Source organism: Bradyrhizobium sp. CFUWI (assembly GCF_056429085.1).
Window position 1 is genome coordinate 431,410 of sequence record NZ_JBWJZE010000003.1, and the last position, 17,682, is coordinate 449,091.

At 64.2% G+C, this 17,682-nt stretch carries 21 protein-coding genes and 1 pseudogene; 12 read left to right on the plus strand and 10 right to left on the minus strand.

Features of this window, described 5'->3' with window-relative positions; translation table 11 throughout:
- Positions 1-150 precede the first annotated feature (150 nt).
- Positions 151-462 (plus strand): hypothetical protein, encoded by a 312-nt coding sequence (locus tag AC066S_RS09310; RefSeq protein ID WP_126260267.1) that lies wholly within the window; start codon positions 151-153, stop codon positions 460-462.
- 584 nt (positions 463-1,046) lie between these two features.
- Here AC066S_RS09310 and AC066S_RS09315 read toward each other — a convergent pair.
- Together AC066S_RS09315 and AC066S_RS09320 are read right to left on the minus strand one after the other, a co-directional pair.
- Entirely contained in the window at positions 1,047-2,231 is a 1,185-nt protein-coding gene (locus tag AC066S_RS09315; protein WP_126260382.1) for an HWE histidine kinase domain-containing protein, read from the minus strand.
- Positions 2,232-2,475: 244 nt separating this feature from the next.
- On the minus strand, positions 2,476-2,868 hold the full coding sequence (locus AC066S_RS09320; RefSeq protein ID WP_349644827.1) for a hypothetical protein: 393 nt from the start codon (positions 2,866-2,868) through the stop codon (positions 2,476-2,478).
- Here AC066S_RS09320 and AC066S_RS09325 point away from each other — a divergent pair.
- From AC066S_RS09325 to AC066S_RS09345, 5 genes are all read left to right on the plus strand, one after another.
- The gene (locus AC066S_RS09325; RefSeq protein WP_164718904.1) at positions 2,867-3,025 is read left to right on the plus strand and encodes a hypothetical protein; all 159 of its coding nucleotides are present in this window, start codon (positions 2,867-2,869) and stop codon (positions 3,023-3,025) included. The genes AC066S_RS09320 and AC066S_RS09325 overlap by 2 nt on opposite strands.
- A gap of 158 nt (positions 3,026-3,183) precedes the next feature.
- Positions 3,184-3,648 (plus strand): hypothetical protein, encoded by a 465-nt coding sequence (locus AC066S_RS09330; RefSeq protein ID WP_478269488.1) that lies wholly within the window; start codon positions 3,184-3,186, stop codon positions 3,646-3,648.
- A 68-nt stretch (positions 3,649-3,716) separates the two neighbouring features.
- Complete coding sequence (locus AC066S_RS09335; protein ID WP_478269489.1) at positions 3,717-4,739, plus strand: LLM class flavin-dependent oxidoreductase; 1,023 nt, start codon at positions 3,717-3,719, stop codon at positions 4,737-4,739.
- Positions 4,740-4,839: 100 nt separating this feature from the next.
- Positions 4,840-5,301: a DUF2846 domain-containing protein gene (locus tag AC066S_RS09340; RefSeq protein WP_126260263.1), complete on the plus strand. Its 462-nt coding sequence runs from the start codon at positions 4,840-4,842 to the stop codon at positions 5,299-5,301.
- A gap of 188 nt (positions 5,302-5,489) precedes the next feature.
- The gene (locus AC066S_RS09345; RefSeq protein WP_245481479.1) at positions 5,490-6,398 is read left to right on the plus strand and encodes a M48 family metallopeptidase; all 909 of its coding nucleotides are present in this window, start codon (positions 5,490-5,492) and stop codon (positions 6,396-6,398) included.
- A 43-nt stretch (positions 6,399-6,441) separates the two neighbouring features.
- Here AC066S_RS09345 and AC066S_RS09350 read toward each other — a convergent pair whose 3' ends face one another.
- Positions 6,442-7,284: a hypothetical protein gene (locus tag AC066S_RS09350; RefSeq protein WP_126260262.1), complete on the minus strand. Its 843-nt coding sequence runs from the start codon at positions 7,282-7,284 to the stop codon at positions 6,442-6,444.
- Between the two features lie 224 nt (positions 7,285-7,508).
- Here AC066S_RS09350 and AC066S_RS09355 point away from each other — a divergent pair.
- A pseudogene (locus AC066S_RS09355) lies at positions 7,509-7,905 on the plus strand (VOC family protein).
- A 95-nt stretch (positions 7,906-8,000) separates the two neighbouring features.
- Here the strand turns inward: AC066S_RS09355 and AC066S_RS09360 are convergent.
- Entirely contained in the window at positions 8,001-8,225 is a 225-nt protein-coding gene (locus AC066S_RS09360; RefSeq protein WP_126260260.1) for a hypothetical protein, read from the minus strand.
- Between AC066S_RS09360 and AC066S_RS09365 the strand changes: the two genes are divergently transcribed.
- From AC066S_RS09365 to AC066S_RS09385, 5 genes are all read left to right on the plus strand, one after another.
- Positions 8,212-8,556, plus strand: a complete 345-nt coding sequence (locus AC066S_RS09365; protein ID WP_126260259.1) for a DUF1236 domain-containing protein — start codon at positions 8,212-8,214, stop codon at positions 8,554-8,556. The two genes, AC066S_RS09360 and AC066S_RS09365, sit on opposite strands and share 14 nt — an antisense overlap.
- A 72-nt stretch (positions 8,557-8,628) precedes the next feature.
- Positions 8,629-9,033 carry a hypothetical protein gene (locus AC066S_RS09370; protein ID WP_126260258.1) on the plus strand — a complete coding sequence of 135 codons (405 nt, stop codon included), beginning with the start codon at positions 8,629-8,631 and terminating at the stop codon, positions 9,031-9,033.
- 225 nt (positions 9,034-9,258) lie between these two features.
- Positions 9,259-9,762 carry a hypothetical protein gene (locus tag AC066S_RS09375; protein WP_126260257.1) on the plus strand — a complete coding sequence of 168 codons (504 nt, stop codon included), beginning with the start codon at positions 9,259-9,261 and terminating at the stop codon, positions 9,760-9,762.
- A gap of 58 nt (positions 9,763-9,820) precedes the next feature.
- Positions 9,821-10,174 (plus strand): hypothetical protein, encoded by a 354-nt coding sequence (locus tag AC066S_RS09380; RefSeq protein ID WP_478269490.1) that lies wholly within the window; start codon positions 9,821-9,823, stop codon positions 10,172-10,174.
- A 22-nt stretch (positions 10,175-10,196) separates the two neighbouring features.
- Positions 10,197-10,625 carry a hypothetical protein gene (locus AC066S_RS09385; RefSeq protein ID WP_478269491.1) on the plus strand — a complete coding sequence of 143 codons (429 nt, stop codon included), beginning with the start codon at positions 10,197-10,199 and terminating at the stop codon, positions 10,623-10,625.
- A 57-nt stretch (positions 10,626-10,682) separates the two neighbouring features.
- On the opposite strand, the gene AC066S_RS09390 is transcribed toward AC066S_RS09385, so the two are convergent.
- The 6 genes from AC066S_RS09390 to AC066S_RS09415 form a co-directional block, all read right to left on the minus strand.
- Positions 10,683-11,141: a hypothetical protein gene (locus AC066S_RS09390; protein ID WP_478269492.1), complete on the minus strand. Its 459-nt coding sequence runs from the start codon at positions 11,139-11,141 to the stop codon at positions 10,683-10,685.
- A 10-nt stretch (positions 11,142-11,151) separates the two neighbouring features.
- Entirely contained in the window at positions 11,152-11,322 is a 171-nt protein-coding gene (locus AC066S_RS09395) for a hypothetical protein (protein WP_478269493.1), read from the minus strand.
- 158 nt (positions 11,323-11,480) lie between these two features.
- Positions 11,481-13,040 carry a hypothetical protein gene (locus AC066S_RS09400; protein ID WP_478269494.1) on the minus strand — a complete coding sequence of 520 codons (1,560 nt, stop codon included), beginning with the start codon at positions 13,038-13,040 and terminating at the stop codon, positions 11,481-11,483.
- A gap of 80 nt (positions 13,041-13,120) precedes the next feature.
- Positions 13,121-14,263, minus strand: coding sequence for a glycoside hydrolase family 5 protein (locus AC066S_RS09405; protein ID WP_478269599.1), 1,143 nt, complete (start codon positions 14,261-14,263; stop codon positions 13,121-13,123).
- A gap of 2 nt (positions 14,264-14,265) precedes the next feature.
- Positions 14,266-16,434, minus strand: coding sequence for a GumC family protein (locus tag AC066S_RS09410; RefSeq protein WP_126260251.1), 2,169 nt, complete (start codon positions 16,432-16,434; stop codon positions 14,266-14,268).
- A gap of 201 nt (positions 16,435-16,635) precedes the next feature.
- Positions 16,636-17,679, minus strand: a complete 1,044-nt coding sequence (locus AC066S_RS09415; protein WP_478269495.1) for a zinc-binding dehydrogenase — start codon at positions 17,677-17,679, stop codon at positions 16,636-16,638.
- Positions 17,680-17,682: the final 3 nt, after the last annotated feature.

Sequence of the window (17,682 nt, forward strand, 5' to 3'; positions counted from 1 at the left end):
AACCGATTGCGAGCGCCTTCTGCGGCGAGAGGCCGCCGAGCGTAGCGAGCCATTCCGCGGAGGAGTTTCTTCCTGCGCTCGCGGAACCATCGTTCCGCGAGTCTATTGGCTCACTGACACAAGCTTCTTTCTTCTTTTGGGAGATACATCATGAGAATTCTCACAGTTCTAGCAGCCGCAGCCAGTACGCTTATCGTGACCGCGGCATCGGCAGCCCCGCTTTCCCTCGGCACACCGCCCACGCCGGAAAACAGCCTTCAGAATGTTCGCATGGTCTGCAACGAGGACGGTCGGTGCTGGCGCCAACGTAGCGAAAGGCGCGTCATCATCCGCGAAGGGCGCGATGCCTACGGATATGCACCACGTGAGCGCTACATCGAGCGGCGCGGCTATGGCTATGAAGACCGCGGCGGCGTCGGCATCCGCGCTCCCGGCGTGAGCGTCGGGATCGGCACCTACTGAGAGACGAAGTGAGCCGATGCACGAGGTCGCGGAGCAATCCGCGGCCTTTTTTGTCGGATTCTCGGGCAATCGGCCAGCGGCAACGCGCCGAAAAGCCGATGCATGGACAGCATCGCGCACCTAAATTGTCGCGCTGCTCTGGCTATTCCGGGCATGGAACGCCATATCAACGATATCACCGCACGCCCCTCGGCTATTATCGGTGACTGAGAGCGTCAGGCTCCCGCCGCGACCAAGAGGCGGTCAACATGTCACGGATCTCCCCGTCCATCATCAACGAGTGGCTCGTTCCGCCCGTGCTGCGACCGATCTATTTCGTGCTGCCGATCGCCTTTGCGATGCTGCTTCAATGGTAGATCACCTGGACGGACCCGCACCATCTGCTCAGGCCGACAAACGGCGCCGCCGGGCGGCGCCGGCTCAGCCGTCCCTGGCGTGCAAGCTGGACGTCAAGGCATCGGACGCTCGCGACAGAGCCCGGAACATGCCGCTCGGCGAGGAGCGTGCAGAGGCGACGCAACAGGCTATGATCCTCGAGAACGCCGCCTACATGCTCAGGCAATTCGGCACGCGGGCCAGCTGACTCACGCGACCGCGGCGATCGAGCCGAGCGGCACGTCCAGGGCGTAAACGAATCCGCCCCGCTCATATGCAAGGCTCACCTGCCCGGTCAGTTGCTGGCCCAGAGACCCCATCATCCGGGTGCCGAAGCTCCGCCGTGTGGGCGGCTCGACCGGGGGACCGCCCCTTTCAGTCCAGACCAGGCGAAGCCTCTGCTTCGACTCATCGATCGCCCACGAAATCTCGACGCGGCCTGTCGGGACGGACAGCGCGCCGAACTTGGTGGTGTTGGTGCAGAGTTCGTTGAACGTCATCGCAAGCGCAATGACGGCGACGGAGGTAATCCTGATATCCGGTCCATTGAAGTGGAAGCGTCTGCCGCCCTGACTGTCGTAGGGCTCCGTTGCGCTGCTCAGCGTGTGGGTCAGGCTCGCATCGGCCCAACTTACCTGCATCAGCAGATCATGGGCTCGCCCCAATGCGAGCAGCCTGCCCTCCATGGCCTTCTGTCCGTGCTCGATGCTCGGCGCTCCGCGAAAACTCTGGGATGCGATCGCACTCACCATGGCAAGCGTATTCTTGACGCGATGATGAAGCTCGCCGAGGATCAGCTTCTGCAATTTGTCGGCGGCACTTCGCTGCTCGGCATCGATGCCGGCCTGAATGATCAGGGCCCGCGCATCGATCTCGGCCTGTTCGAGCAGCAAGCGAAGGCTGTCGTTCTCGGCAGACAGGGAAGCCTCCTGCTCCGACCGGGAGGGGGAGGCGCGCGCCGCGTCGGACGCGCCATCGAGCGTCCAGTCGCCTGCCGTCGGAACGATCTGCAAAGCACCCGCGCCCACCATGGTCTTGAGCTCGGTGATCATTTGCTCGACACTGAGCGGTTTACCGAAAAATCTGCTGTTCGCCGGCCGTTCCGCCTCGGACGGCTTGACCTGGCCGGACACCAGAATGATCTTGATCGAGGGCCAGCGCTCGTGCACCGCATGGGCGAGCTTGAGGCCATCGATACTTCCCGGCATTTGAATGTCGGTCAGCAGCAGTGAGATGTCCGATCGGGACTCCAGAACCGAGATTGCCTCGTCGGCATTGATCGCCTCGATGGGACAGAGCCCGGCATCCTCCACGATGTCGACCGCACGCATCCGCAGGATCATCTCGTCCTCGACGATGAGAACGTTCGGCACCTGGATTGGCTCTATCGACATGGGGATCTCGCTCTCTCTCGGTGGGCCGAGGGAGTCTCGGCACCCGCGAATGCTCGTAAACCGATTGCCCCGGACCGACGCCGCGCCCATTGCTGCGCTTTTCGAGCGAAGAAGGCCAGCCAATTCGCCGCGTCTGCGGTGCCTCGTCTCAGTGCGATTGTCCGATGCCGACCAGGCTGGTTTGGACGGGAAGAGCTGGGGCCTGGGCTGATCCCGCAGGCGAGCGGATTGAACGAGGACCGAACTATCGCCGGGCAGTCACGAGGCGAGCTTCCTGAATCTTCGTTCCAGAGCCGGCGTGTCGCAAACAGGACGTGGAAAAGTCCGGCCAGACCTGTGCCGAGCAATCCGGGAAAGCTGCTCGGATTTCGAGTCGGTCGCCTTTGGCCAGCGCCACGAGCTCGTCCGCCTGCACTTTTGGAGCAAAAGGCGGCAAAGCGATCACCGCCGCACCGAGGAGCATGAAGATCGCGAGGGATGACAGGGATCTCACCATTTTGCTCTGCTGACTTCTGTCTTCAATCCCGCCACGGTCGAGGATCCGCCAGGACAACAACCATAACGAGATATCGTTCCAGGCAATAGATTTGAACCATTGGCCCTGCCAATCGTCTTCCTCCCTGGAGGAAGAACACATGATGGAAGACCAACTCGCCCGCCAAGAGCAGGTCGCTTTTCGTTTGGAGCAATCCAGGCGTCTGCTGCGAGGAGCGAAAGATCCCACGACCACGCAGCGCATTGGCAGGCTGATCGGTGACCTGGAGCGAGAGCAAGCGGAAGAAAACGAAAAGTAAGCCGCCGCCGCCGACCGCGAACGCGCCCCCAACCGACATCTGATCACCGCCGTTAACCCTGTCGGCAAATGATTCGCCGCAGGCCGCCAGCCGCCGGCAAAGCTGCCTTATTGGCGCGGAGAATGTTCAGCGGCGCTAACTGAGGTTAGAGGCGCGTTATGCTGAGAATGGCGTTGTTGGGCCTCGTCATCCTGTTGAGCGTGGGAATGCTCTCGGCAATGGAACTGAGCGCCCCACCGCGTCGCGCGGTCGCGATCGTCCAGCCGCCTGCCGAGCAGCGCGCGCGCATCTCTGCTTCGCACGATGCGCTGGCGAAGGCCGATCGCCTCGAAATTGCAGCTACGGGCGGCGCGATGCCGGCGGAGGCAGCTTCGGGCGAAAGCCCCGTTGCTCCCCAAGACGTCCGTGTCGGTTCATCCGCGCCGGCACCGATTGTCCGTCCTCGGCACGATGTTAAGTCGAAGGCGACCGTCGAACGTCCCAAGCCGAAGCCAAAGGTGACCGTCGTCAAGCGAACAGCCAATGTTCAGCGTGCAAGAGCCGCCGGCGAGTCCGAGCCCTGTCGGCTCAAGGCGTTCGGCGGCTTGCTCAAGGCGCTGAATTTGACCGGGTGCGAGATCTGACGGCTCCACAGGCATTTTCCCTATTCTGGCGTCTCGCAAACTCTTCCGGTCATCCCTAAATTGCCCGCATGAAAAAGATCGGATTCCTCTCCTTCGGGCACTGGACGCCCTCGCCGCAATCGCAGACCCGCTCCGCCAGCGACACGCTGCTGCAATCGATCGAGCTTGCCGTCGCGGCCGAGCAGTTAGGGGCCGACGGCGCCTATTTCCGCGTGCATCATTTCGCCCGGCAGCTCGCGTCGCCCTTTCCATTGCTCGCGGCGGTCGGCGCCAAGACGAGCCGCATCGAGATCGGCACGGCCGTGATCGACATGCGCTACGAGAACCCGCTCTACATGGTGGAGGACGCCGGAAGCGCCGACCTCATCGCCGGCGGCCGGCTGCAACTCGGCATCAGCCGCGGCTCACCCGAGCAGGTGATCGACGGCTGGCGCTACTTCGGTTATCGCCCGGCCGAAGGCCAGAGCGATGCCGACATGGGGCGGCGCCATGCCGAGGTGTTCCTCGACCTCTTGCGCGGCGAAGGATTTGCCGAGCCAAATCCGCGGCCGATGTTTCCGAACCCGCCGGGCCTGTTGCGCCTGGAGCCGCATGCGCAGGGCCTGCGCGAGCGGATCTGGTGGGGCGCCGGCTCGAACGCGACGGCGGTGTGGGCGGCCAAGCTCGGCATGAACCTGCAGAGCTCGACGCTGAAGAACGACGAGACCGGCGAAGCCTTCCACGTGCAGCAGGCGGCGCAAATCCGTAGCTTTCGCGCGGCGTGGAAGGAAGCCGGTCACGCCCGCGAGCCCCGCGTCTCCGTCAGCCGCAGCATCTTCGTGCTGATGAACGATCGCGACCGCGCCTATTTCGGCGCCGAGCGCGGCGGCGAGGACCAGATCGGCTTCATCGATCCGCAGACCCGCGCCATCTTCGGCCGGAGCTATGCGGCCGAGCCGGACGTGCTGGTCGAGCAGTTGCGGCAGGACGAAGCGATCGCGGAGGCGGACACGCTGCTGTTGACGATCCCGAACCAGCTCGGCGTCGATTATTGCGCGCATGCGATCGAGGCTATCCTGAAGCACGTCGCGCCGGCGCTGGGGTGGCGGTGACATGAGCTGGCGCGGCACGACCAGAAGTCGCGATTGACTTCGCGCACCACCCCCGCCAATGATCCCCCCGGGGACTGTTGGACTGAATCAGGGGGTTGGAATGGGCTTGCGTCCGGGGATCTTCGTTGCGGCTTTCTTGCTTGCGGGGTGTGCGTCAGGGCCGATGGGCAGCACGGCTCTGACAGATAACGTCAAGGCAAATAATGCGCGGCTGGTGGTCTATCGCTCATCCGCCCTGGGTTTCGCGATCCAGCCAAGCTATTCGGTCGACGGACGCTCCGTTGGAGGCAGTCAGGCTGCGGGTTTCCTGGCCTGCGACCTGCCTCCGGGCCGCCACGAGGTTGCGGTCAATAATCTTCCGCTGAGCAGCAATCTGTTCGGGCAGGGAAGCGAGAAGGTGAGCGTCGATCTGCGCGCCGGCAGCACCACCTATCTCTCCGCCCAGCCGCAGATGGGAATCATCACGCCCGGTGCAATCACGTTGATTCAGGTCACGGAAAGCCAGGGCCGTGCCGACGTCGCCAGCTTGCATCAGAGCAACAGCTCGTGCGGCAAGGCATGATCTGAGGCGCTGCGCTGCCGACACGCGGATGAAACGCCTCGTCCTGCAAATCATCCTCCGCCTTGGCCGCTATGCGGTCCTTCCCGTCGTCGCGCTGGCCTGCACGATCCTCGCCAGCTGGCTTATGATCATGGACCGGTACACGATTGCGGCGCTGGCCACGGCACCGATCGTGTTCACAATCCTTCATGGCCGCGATGGCTCTCGCCATCGGGCTCCTGTTCCTGCCTTCGCGCAAGCATCGCAGCTTCGAGGCCGACGAGGAGACTGCCCCGGGGCTATGGGCGGTATGGAAGGAGCTCGATCGCAGCTTTGTCCGATCGAACCGCACTCTGCTGGTCGACACCGATTTCAACGCTTCGATCTCGGAAACGAGCCGGTATGCCGGATTGTTCGGGCAGCACGTCACGATGACCGTTGGTCTGCCATTGTTGATGATCCTGGATCAGCGGGCGGTTCGTGCCGTTATCGCTCATGAAGTGGCGCACGCCCGGCTTCGGCACACTTCGGGAGGCACCAACCTCGCGGATTTCATGACGGCAGCGGAGAACGTTTTCTTCTACGCCGATCCGGAGCAGACCGTTACCGGATATATTGTCCGCATCCTCCTCCATTCCCTGCTCGAAAGGCTCGAGAAGGAATACCGCGCGTTGTCGCGGGAGAACGAGCTTGCCGCCGATCTCGAAGCGGCCGAGCAGGTTGGACGCGGGGAGATGGCACGCGCGCTGGTGATGGTGGAGGTTTTTGGAACACGTCTGACCGATCTCATATTCGCCCCGCTGCAGAAGGAGGTGCTCGGCGCAATCAAGGCGCCATCACCGCCGTTCGCGCGAATCTCGGATCAGATCGCAACCATAAGAGCGCCCGGCCCCATGACCGCCGCCAGTCTGGGCCGCGAGCACGATCCCGACTCCACGCATCCGCCTTTGGGCCAGCGACTGGCGAGCCTCGAATACACCGACATATCCGACGTCGGCGAGGTCCAAGCGTCCGCAATTGACCAGCTTCTCTCACCAAACGCTGCCAACGAACTCGCCTTGCGATTCGATGAGGAATGGCGGAAGAAGGTCCAGGATTGGGTCAGCGTCGGCAGATGAACGTGCGGGCCGGGGGATGCGGCCCGTCGTGATTTCCAGGTGCTCAGACCATAGCTGCAACTTTCGGAAAGAGGTGGCTGAGCACACCGATGTCGATGCCATCCGCGCCGCGCCACCAGATGACCGGATAGGCCCAGTCATTGGTGTGATCGGCAGGCCGGTCCCGAAGCGCGTCCGGCGTAAAGGCCTGCAGAAAGCCGCTGCGGCCCGCCGGTTTGAGGACGCCGCAATAGCCGAGAATCTGGATGAGGACGCATCGCTCGGCGCGGTTCGACTTGATCACCTTGCCGATACGCTTTTCCAGCTCATTCGGCCTCGCGTCCGGAGTGAGGCCGGAGGCAATGTCGATGATCTCTGCCAGAATCGAACAATCCTGCTCTGTCGGCTCGACCAAATCAGCCTTTTCGAACTGTGTCAGGTCGAACCAGCAGTACAGGGGATCGACGTGACGAATGCCGCCCCATTTCCATCTCTCGAAGCTCAGCATGTTGAGATCCTCTTGCTCGGGGTTCGCATAACCGTAGCGGCCGCAGATGCGGCAGTGCAGCCGACCGCTGGGCACTCGACGAGCTGTCTGTTCGAGAAGGCCATGAAGAGGAAACTGCGCGGCACAGGAGAAGCTGCCCAGCGCCGAGCGCAACTCGAGCCGGCGGGTGCTGAGGCTGGCCAGGAAGGCGTCGGCGACTTTTTCCAGATTCATGCGGGCACGAACGGAGACGAGCTGCGCAACGATGTCGTCATGCGTCACGGTGACGGAATCGAACATGAAACCGGCTTGACGGGCATGTTCGAAATCCGCCCGACCGACCGCCTCGTCCCGCTTCCAGCCCCGTGGCGACCAATAGGCATCGAGAAGTATCTGAAGGGCTTTCTTGTCGTAAGGCACGAGCCATCTCCTACCCATGCCGTCGCGGTTCAGGCGCAAATCGGCGACCGTTGGATTGCCTGCTCTTTTAACTCAGTAAGAGCCTAGTCAGAACACAATTGCGACCTCGTGCTTGGGGGGGCCCGGCCGATTGGCGCGACCTTCGGCGATCGCGCGACTGAACTCATGTCGTGCTATCCTGGTCTTCCAGACGGCGAGATTGCCGCCATTCGCAGGGCCGCGCGATGAATCAGCATCTATCCCTCGTCAGTCTCGTGGTCGCAGACTATGACGAAGCGGTTGCCTTCTTCACGCATGCTCTGAATTTCGAGCTTTGCGAGGACACGCCGCTCGGCGGCGGTAAGCGCTGGGTGGTCGTGCGGCCGCGGGGCCAACTTGGTTCTGGCCTGCTCCTGGCGGGCGGACGGTCCGGCGCAGACGTCGCGCATCGGCGACCAGACCGGCGGGCGCGTCTTCCTGTTTCTGGAAACGGATGATTTCGAGCGCGACCATGCACGCATGATCGCCGCCGGCGTGCGTTTCGTCGAAGCGCCACGACATGAGGCCTATGGCATCGTGGCAGTTTTCGAGGATCTCTGCGGCAACCGCTGGGACCTGATCCAATCAATCAAACGCAGTTGATTGACGAGCGGCCGCTGCCTGCCTCGCCGCTTCGCGCACCGACCCATCTTGCAGCCGCCGCGGCTTCTTCATCACCGAAGCCGGGGCCTTCGCATTCAGTGCAGGTGGCCGATGAGATAAATGCCGCCGCCGACGATCAGGATGGCGGGCACGGCCCAGAGAATCAATATCGGCATTTTCCTCTCTCCAATCAGCTGCTCCCGAAACGCAACGGGATAAAACGGCAAACGTTCCGCCGCGAACGGAACTGGCTGGCTGATGGCGAGTTCATCGCAGCGCCGCATACAGCGGCGAGGGAGAATGCGTATGAAAAGATTCATGCTGATATCGGCCGCTGCTCTGCTCGTGTCGACCAGCGCGATGGCGCAGACCACAGTGACCACGACGACCGGCGCCGGGCATGGCGCAACCGTGCAGATCGAACCGGAATATCGCACCAAGATCCGGTCCTACATCACCGAACGCAAGATCCGCCCGGTCGAAACGCGCGAGAAGATCGTGGTTGGCTCGCCGGTGCCGCGCGACGTCGAACTCGCGGCCGTTCCGAGCGACTGGGGCCCGTCGCTCACCAAATATCGTTACGTCTATTCGGGCAGCCACGTGATGCTGGTCGATCCCGAGACCCGCATGGTCGTCCAGCAGGTGGACTAACGCCGCCGCGGCGGGCCGTGGAGGAGCGGCCCGCCGTGCATTTCCAATTGCTTCATTGCCCGGTGGCGCCCGATGCCGATCGTTCGATATGTCATGTTTGCGAGCTGCTTCATCCTGGCTTTGCTGTTCGCACTCGATCGCTCTCTGCCACCGCTCGTCGAGCTTTCTACAGGGCCCGATGTCGATCGCAGCATCATTCGCATCCACTCAGCGCGCGCCTTGCCCGAGAAGATCGTCTTCGACACGTCCACTCAGATCGCGACCGCCGTCTCCTCCCCCTTGCTCGCGACCGAGCGGCAAGCCGATCATGCCAGCCAAGCGTTCGCGATGGCGACGCCGGAGAAGCCGGACATGAAAATCATGGCCGTATCTCAGCCCAACGCTGTTCGCGCAACCAGCCTTCGCTCGAAGCGGACAGCGCGTACGGAGTCTTCACACCGGTTCAACGATCGTCAGGTGATGGTCGGGGCGTTCTGACCGAAGCAGGACTCGGTAGAGGGCGCACAACGCGCACACTCGCAGTCACGCACATGAACAATGAATGAATGAAAGCGATGCCTGGCCCTCGCGCCGAGGAACTTCGCATGGCTGCTGATTCATTGCGTCAGCATGTCCGACATGAGGAACGTTTGCGCGATTGCCAATTTATCCCGAGCCTGATTTGGCAATCTGTTTTTGGAAAACACCCTGGAGGAGACAGAGATGAGGATCCTGAAACTTTCTGCGGCTGCGGCCGCGCTGCTCGCCGGAACGGCGCTCGCCGTGGCGCAATCGAGCTCGACGATCGGCACCGGCGGTTCGTCGGCCGGCGGCGGCACCAGCAGCTCGACGGTCGGTACCGGCGGCTCTTCCGCCGGCGGCAGCGGGTCGGGATCTGCCTCGACGCTCGGCACCGGCGGCTCGTCGGCCGGCGGCGGCACCAGCAGCTCGACCGTGGGCACCGGCGGCTCGGCGGCCGGCAGCGGCTCGGGCAGCGGCTCGGCCTCGACGCTCGGCACCGGTGGCTCATCGGCCGGCGGCGGCAAGAGCTCGTCCAGCGTCGGCACCGGCGGCTCGGCCGCAGGCAGTGGCTCGACCGTTGGTCAATCGGGCGCGTCGAAGTCGCCCGGCATGGGCGACGGCAAGTCCGGCAGCCATGCCAGCGACATGGGCATGGAAAAGGGCAAGGGCCACAACAAGGACGAGTGGAAGAAGGACAAGAACTAGTCCGATCCCGGGAGCGGCCACGTGCCGCTCCCTTTGTCCATGTTGAGGAGGAGCCGCAATGAACAAGTCAATCGTTGCGATCATGGCGCTGACCTTGATGGGTAGCGCTGCATCGGCAGAAACTATGGAAAAGACTGGCAAGACGGCATCGGGCGAGACCTGCAAGGTCACGGTGGTGAAGCACGCAGACGGCAGTATCAGCGCGGCCGGCTCGTCGGGTTCGGGCACGACCGGATCAACGGCATCGAGCGGTTCGCTGTCGAGCTCGAGCTCGGCCGGCGGATCGTCCGTGCATGTACAGGCGGGCGGCGGCAGCGTCTCGAGCTCCTCGTCGACGTCGGGTGGTCCTGGCACCACCAGCGCCAGCACCATCACCGTCAACGGCTGCACGATCTCGACCTCGTCACCTTAAGATACATCGAGAGGATTGAAACATGAGGACCTTGCTTACGACCTCGGCGGTCGCAGTGCTGCTTGCCGCCGCTTCACCGGCTCTCGCCCAGAAAAGTATCACGGGCGGAAGCGCCGGCTCGGCCGCGGCGGGCGGCACCTCGGCCTCGACGGTTGGCACCGGGGGTACGTCCACCTCGGCGACGGGCAGCACCGGCTCGTCGATCGCGGCCGGTGGCAGCGCCGCGGCCGTGAACGGCAAGACGCAGACAGGCGTCAGCATGAACAAGGGCAACGGGCCGGTGATGAACTCCAACGCCCGCGCGCAGGCCCATGAGGGCGGCACGTTCAGCCGCTCGCACACGCGGACCAAGGTCAAGGCCGGCGAACAGGTCGGTTCGACCACCAAGACGATGTCGCACGTGCCGGGCTCGAAGCCGACCATGTCGACCACGTCGACGACCGCACGGTAGAACAACCTCACCACCTGCCGCCCGAGCCTGCCCGGGCGGCGCTGGTCCTGCATCCGCTTAGTCGGCGCGCAGGCTGTGGCTGATCCGTGTGACGATGCGATCCCATTGCCGCTTCTCGGCCGCGGGATAATTGATCAGCACGCAGTGCACGTAGCCGCGCGAAAAGTTGCAACGGTTGTACCAGATCTTGTCGCGCTTGATGCTGGAGACCACGAAGAATCTCGGCGTGATCCGCTTGTAGATGATCCCGGACGGCGGATCCTTCCTGGCGAGGAACTCAGCGGGCGGAAGACCCTCCCGGTTGGAAACGGCCTGGACGGTGAGATCGGCCCTGCCGTCGGAAGTGCGAAATTGCTGGCCGTAACCATCGGGCTTGCCGGCTATCTCCGTGAAAACCGAGACGGGAACGTCGACCGAGGTTCTCGTCTCGGGAATCCGATAGCTCGTCCAGCTGTCTGCATTCGCGCCAGAATGCATCACAGACAGCGCAATGGCGGCAACAGGGATCGTCTTCATGTCGGCCTCGTCATTTGCGCGGCGCCAGTTGCAGCTCCATCAGAGCGATCCGCTGCAAATTCCCGACGTTGCGCTCGCCCGCGCCAGCCGTGCGCAGAATGGATTCCGCGAGCGCGTTGACGTGCGAGGCGTGCACGGGCTCGGGCAGTGTGGCAACCGCGGCTTCCAGGGCGGTCGTCATGATCTCGATCACCTCGGGAGAAAATTCGGCGTTGGAAAAGTTCTTCATCGCGCATCGGCCCTTGCTGCGGGCCGTCGGTCAACGCCGGGAAAAAGTGGAAGTTCCTGGATGGGCGCGCGCCCAAGAGCCAAGTCGAGCAGGGCGGCCGGCGTGCCGCACTACGTCGCGGGCTGGTAGCGCGTGAGATGCTCGAATTCCGCGTCCTCGCGCGCGACGCTCTGCATTCTCACATGGCTGCCGATGACGAGACCGGCGAGCGAGAGCATGAGTCCGAGCGCGAGCGGCGCGAACAAGGCCTCTTCCTGGAACAATCCGTTGAGCAGCACGACCATGACGCCGAAGCCGGCGAGACCTTGCGTCAGATAGCCTGACGAGGCGTAGAGACGCCAGGCCTTGAGCGCCACCGCGAAATAGAAGCCTAGCGGCACGAAGGCGGCGATACCCATCTGGTACAGCAGCACCCCGATCGCGCTTTCGACCGCGCCATCGATCGTTCCGGCCGCCTGCGCCGCGCCCCAGTCGATGGAGAAATAGCTGTCCGACAAATTGCCGCCGACGCCGAGGCCGCGGCCGAACGGTTTCTCCAAGAATCCGTTGAGGCCGCCCATCAGGCCAATGACGTGGTAGTCGCCGATCTGCAGGCCGACGCGGATCGCCAGGATCGCAAAGGCGATCAGGCCGAGGAAGCCGAGCAGCAGCGTCACCACGGCGCCGAGCAGCCGGGTCGAGATCCAGGCCGCGGCCACGAAGACCATCACAATGAGCGCACCCTTCACGCTGCAAAGGACCAGCAGCGGCAACGCCGCGAGCGCCAGCAGCGGCCGTCCCACCGAGAACAGGAACAGGGCCAGAAAGCCGATCCCGTAGGCGAAGCTGATCGGGTGCATGTTCGGGCCGTGGATGCGCAACATCTTCGACAGCCCGAACCCTTCGAGCAGGGGCGTGTTCAGGAAGTCGAACCTGAAGCGATCCTTGAGGTCCACAGGCACGTTTCCGGTGGCCCGCATCTCGGCCTCCCAGACGCCCGAATGGGTTGCCTTGAGCTCGTCGAAACCCCAGAACGTATAGCCGTTGGTGATGGCCAGCCAGAAATCCCGGAATGCGAATTCGACATAGCCGCACGAGATGAGAACGACCGCGACCGTCACCAGGAACGGCGTGATGCGCACCTCGTAGGTCGCGGCCGTCAGCAGCGACAGCTGGAACAGGAACAGCGGAAGCACGATGTTGCGCAGATAGACCGCGGCCGGCTGCCCGTTCTGGCTGAAGCCGACAGCGAAATACAGCGACACCACGGCGAGGGTGATGACACCCCAGCGCATGATCTGGTTCACCTCGGCCGATTGATTCCTCTGACCCAGCACGTAGAGCCCGAACGTCGCCAGCCACATCACGGAGCAGACGAGGAAATTGTAGCCCTTGATGAAGTCGAGATCGGACGGCAGCGGCACCAGCGGCGACAGGATCGAGACGACCAGGTTCTGGAAGAACAGGACGAAGATCGCGACGGCCGGCGCATAGGTCGGGACCACGACGACGATGGCGATGCCGACGAGCACCTCGACGGCAATGGCGAGGATCGGATCGGCGAGGTGCAGGATCGGAGCAGAGCCGATCGTTGCCACGGCCAGGCAGAAAATCAGGACGAGCTCGCGCCAGGCCGGCGGCGATGGGCCGGCCTGCACGGTCTCAACCTGCGGTGAATCCCCGGCGCTCATCGATCGTCCCTTGGCATCGCGCGGCGAGCACGATAGCGGGGCGATGTGTAAGGATTCGTTAACGATAGCGGACCGCGCTTTCAGCGGCGGCCAGGCCGGGTCGCGCCGAGCAATGCCCGCATCACGTCGGGATCGGGCCTGCCGGTGTTGCGGTCGACGAGGCCAAAGCCCTGCGCCAGCTCCCAATGCGTCCAGCCCCAGCAATGGTCGCGGGCGTAAGCGGTGACTTCTGCCAGCCAGCGCAACCGGCTCGCTCTGGGCGCGCCGGCCTTCAGCACGCCGAACTCGTTGATGATGATCGGCCGCGCGAATTGCTGCTGCCATTGCAGCGCGGGCGCAAGCCAGCGATCGGCGCCCGGCTTGTCCTTGGCGGCGGCAATGGCGACGTCGAGCATGCCGAGCGCCTTGGTCGCGCCCCTCAGCTGCAGATCCTGGCGCAGGGCCTGAACCTTGGGATCGCCGGCATTGATCGGATAAGGCAGATCGATGATGTCGTGCAGCGGATCCTGCGCGTCCCAATGGGCCTGATGGGTGAACACCATCGGATCATAGAAGTGGATGGCGTAGACGACGTCAGGGTCGGGCAGCGGACGGAATCGCGGCAGCGAATCCGCGCGCTGCCAATTGACCGGACCGACGATGAGGGTGGTGGCGGGAAGCAAGTTGCGGACGAAGGCGGCGAGCGCCTCGACCTCGGTCTGCCATTTGTCGGCGTCGATATCGGGCTCGTTGAGCAGCTCGGCGAAAACGCGATCGGCCGGATAGGATCGAATGACCTCGGCAAGGCCGCGCCAGGCCTCCTGCATCTGACGCAGCGCCGCGTCCTGATCTTCCTTGTGCAGGCGGTTGAAGCGATCGCCGGGATGAAGATCGACGGAGATGGCGTAGCCCAGCGCGGTGAGCTGCTTCAGCGCCTGGTCGAGCACGCGCAGCGTCGCCTCGCGCTCGTCCTTCGCGGCGAAACCAGGCATCACGCGCTCGGCCGGCACCGGCAGCCGGACATGGCTCATTCCCGCCCTGCGCAGCTGCTGCAACAACTCGCGGCTCGGGGCCGCACCGTTGATCCAGCCGTCGGCATTGAAGCCGCGAGACAATGCGGCGAGCCTGAGAGGTGCGACCGTCTGCGGCACCGGAACGCAATCGCTGGCGAAGACCGGGGGGCCGAATGAGATCGACAGCAGCAGCATCGCTCCGGCCAGCAGCCGACGGCGCGAGCCTGCCATCGTCAAACCGCAAGTCCCAATGCGCCGCCCTCGGGGTGCGGCGCCTGCGAGCCGGCAGGCGCATGATTGACGACGAGCCCCGTCGGCACGGTCTCGTACCGCGCCAGCGCCCCGGTCACCCGGCGCATCGCCGCCGAACCGAGCTCGCCGGCGCGCGCCACCAGGACGATCAGGTCGGCATGCGCCGCCAGCGCGATGGCATCGGGCTGCAAGGCGAGATTGCCGGCATGGACGATGATCAGATCGAACTCCGAACGAATATCGTCCTCAGGCCTCGCATCGGCCTTGCGGCCGGCGCTCAGGAGCTCGTCGATCGACTGCAATCCCGCCGTGGTCGAACCGTCGTTCCATTCCGTCACCGGCGGCTGGTGACCTGCGAATTCCGCCTGCAGCCGGATCAAGACGCTCATCATGCCGCGTGTCACCGCGGCCCGATTCAGCGAGCGCGCAACGGTGTTGCCGCCGGCGCTCTTGCCGACCGACAACACCAGGGCGACCTTGCAGCCGCGCACCGGCACGCGATCGATCCGCTCGAGCAGCGGCCGCAGATAGGCACCGAGATCAAGCTCGGGGGAAGCAATCGGTTTTTGCCAGACGGTGCTGGTCGCGGTCGCGGACGAAAGATCGGGGATGCGGGCCCAGACTGGAAGCCGCGGCATCGCTTCGGGCCGGGCAGCAGCCGGAGGCTGAGCTTGCGGCGGGGCTTGTGGCTGGAGCTGAGATTGGACTTGCCGAGCCTGCGTGTCCGCCACGACTGCCTGCATGGGAGCCTCGCTCGGCGCGGACTGATCGGACATGCTCGCCGTCACCGCAACGGCAGCGGTCGACGTCAGCAGCGAGCCGATCGCCAGCGCCGCAAGCAGCAGTGCGAGCGGCGGGCGCGTCGGGCGCAGCGGCGGAATGGCCGCCGAAGCGATCTTGGTCTGCGAGGCCTGCAGCTGACGCTGCTCGTTGGTGGTCTTGAACCGCGACAGGAACTGCTCGTAGATGTTCCGGTTGGCGTCGGCGTCGCGCTGCAGCTCCTGCAGCTTCACCAGCGCCTGCCCGTCGACCAGCATCTGGGTCTCGACCGCCTTGAGCTGCTTTTCCAGCGCTTTCTGCTGCTCCAGCTGGGCCTCATATTCGGACTTCGCCGTTTCGATGTTCTTCTTCCGCTCGGACTCGATCTGCCGGTTGATATCGGCGAGCTGGCTGTACGAGATCGCGAGATCGGGATGGCGCTCGCCATACACCGCCTTCTTCTGCGCGATTTGGTCATTCAAGGTCGAACGCTGCGCCCGCAGCATGCTCAGGAGGTCCTGCTTCACCGGCCCTTCGACATTGGCCTTGAGATCGCGCTGCACCTGATCGTAGCGCGCCTTGGCTTCCTCGGTGCGAAGACGCGCGGCCGAGACCTGCTGATTGAGATCGGTCACCCGCAATTGCTGCGTGGTGGAATCCTTGCCGGCATTGAGGATCTTGTGCTCGAGCCGGAAGGCGGCGACGGCGTCTTCCGACGCGCGCAGGCGCTCGTTCAACGCCTTCAGCCGGTCCTTGAGCCAGTCGGCGGCCTCGTCCGTGGCCGCGGTGCGGACGCGGCCCTGGCTGGCGACGAACGCTTCGGCGATGGCGTTGGCGTAGGAGGCGGCGCGTTCCGGGCGGTTCGAGGTGAAGGAAATCGCAATGACGTAGGTGAGCCCGCGGCGGGTGATCTCGAGGCGGCTGCGGAATTTTTCGAGCAGTCGCGTCATGTCGGTATGGCCGCCCGCGATGTCATCGTCGTCGGCGATCTTGAGCTGCTCGATCAGGGGGCGGAGAAAGCCGTCCGATTTGGCGATCTCGATCTGGCTCTGAAGCGCCGCGGCGTCCTGGCCGATGCCCGGCAGGACGTCCTGCTCCGTGGTGATGCGCAGCTCGCGGGGATCGAGCACGACCAGGGCCGTCGCGGCATAGCGGACCGGCAGGATCATGAGAACGATGACGCCGAGGGCGAACAGTGCCAGCGCCAGCGTCAGAATGCGCCGGCCGTTCGCGCGCAGGAAAGAGAGTGCTCCGGAGACGGTCAGCGATCCCTTGATCAGCGCCGGCGCGGTGCTGTCGGGCCTCGTCCGCGCAGCCTGCGGCGCTTCCCACGAAGCCGCTGGCTCCGTCGGGGCGATGCTTCGCGGAGATGCGCGGCTACCGAACGCCATGGGATTGGACTCGAAATCAACTGACTGTCACAGCTCAGAGGCTTGCTACACCGTAAATATCCATGGTTAACCGGCGGTTACGGCCGGCGGGCCAAAGCGGGCACGGCTACGCCGGCGACCAGTGCCGCCTGCCGTGGAGGAGGCCGCATTTGCGGGGGCATTCGGTGAGCCGGAACCCCTCACCCGGGTCGCATCTTGCGCTCAGCTGATGTTCAGCAGGATTCGGCCCGACGTGCCGCTGCGCATCAAATCCAGCGCGTCGTTGACGTCGTCGAGCGCGAACTGATGGGTCACGATGCCGCGGTAGTTCACCTTGCCGGCGTCGCTGAGGCGAACGAGGCGCGGGATGTCGCGCGCTGGCTGGCATTGCCCGCCTTCCGAGCCCTTCAGCACTTTCTCGAAGTGGAGCGGCAGCGTGTAGATCTCGGCCTTCTCGCGGGGCACGCCGACCAGGATGCAGCGGCCCTTCTTGGCGGTGATCTCGTAGGCGAGCTCGATCAGATTCTTGACGCCGGTGGTCTCGACGACCTTGTCGGGTCCATCGGTGCCGGTGATGGACCGAATTTCGGCGGCGACATCCTTGACCGCTTCGGAATTGATGGTGTGGGTGGCGCCGAACTGCTTCGCCATTTCGAGCTTGTTGTCGAGGCGGTCGATCGCAATGACGGGATAGGCGCCCACCATCGCGGCAAATTGCACGATGTTCAATCCGACGCCGCCGACGCCGAACACGACCACGGCTTCGCCGATGGCGATCTGCGCATCGTTGTTGACGACGCCGAGCGCGGTCGTCACGGCGCAGCCGAGCAGCGGCGCGCTGGTGCGGTCGATCGAGGCCGGAACCGGCGTGACGCGATTCTCCGACACGACGGCATATTCGTTGAAGGTGGTGACCCAGCCGGCATTGAGACGCTTGCCGCGCCAGGAATAGACCGGCGTGTTGGACTGGATGCCCTTGCCCGGCCGCCAATGCATGACGACGGTGTCGCCCTGCTTGCAGGAGACCACGCCCGGTCCGGTCTCGACGATCGTTGCCAGCGCCTCGTGCCCCAACAGGTGGGGCAGGAACTTGTCGACGCCCTTGACCGCGTCGATCTCGTTGATCTGCGCGCCGCAGATGCTCGACGTGTGCACGTGCGCGAGCACCTGGCCGTGTTCGAGCCTGTCCGACAAATTGAACTCGTCGACGATCAGCGGCTTGCCCGATTCGACGAGGATGGCCGCCTTGGCGGTCTTGATGTCCATGAG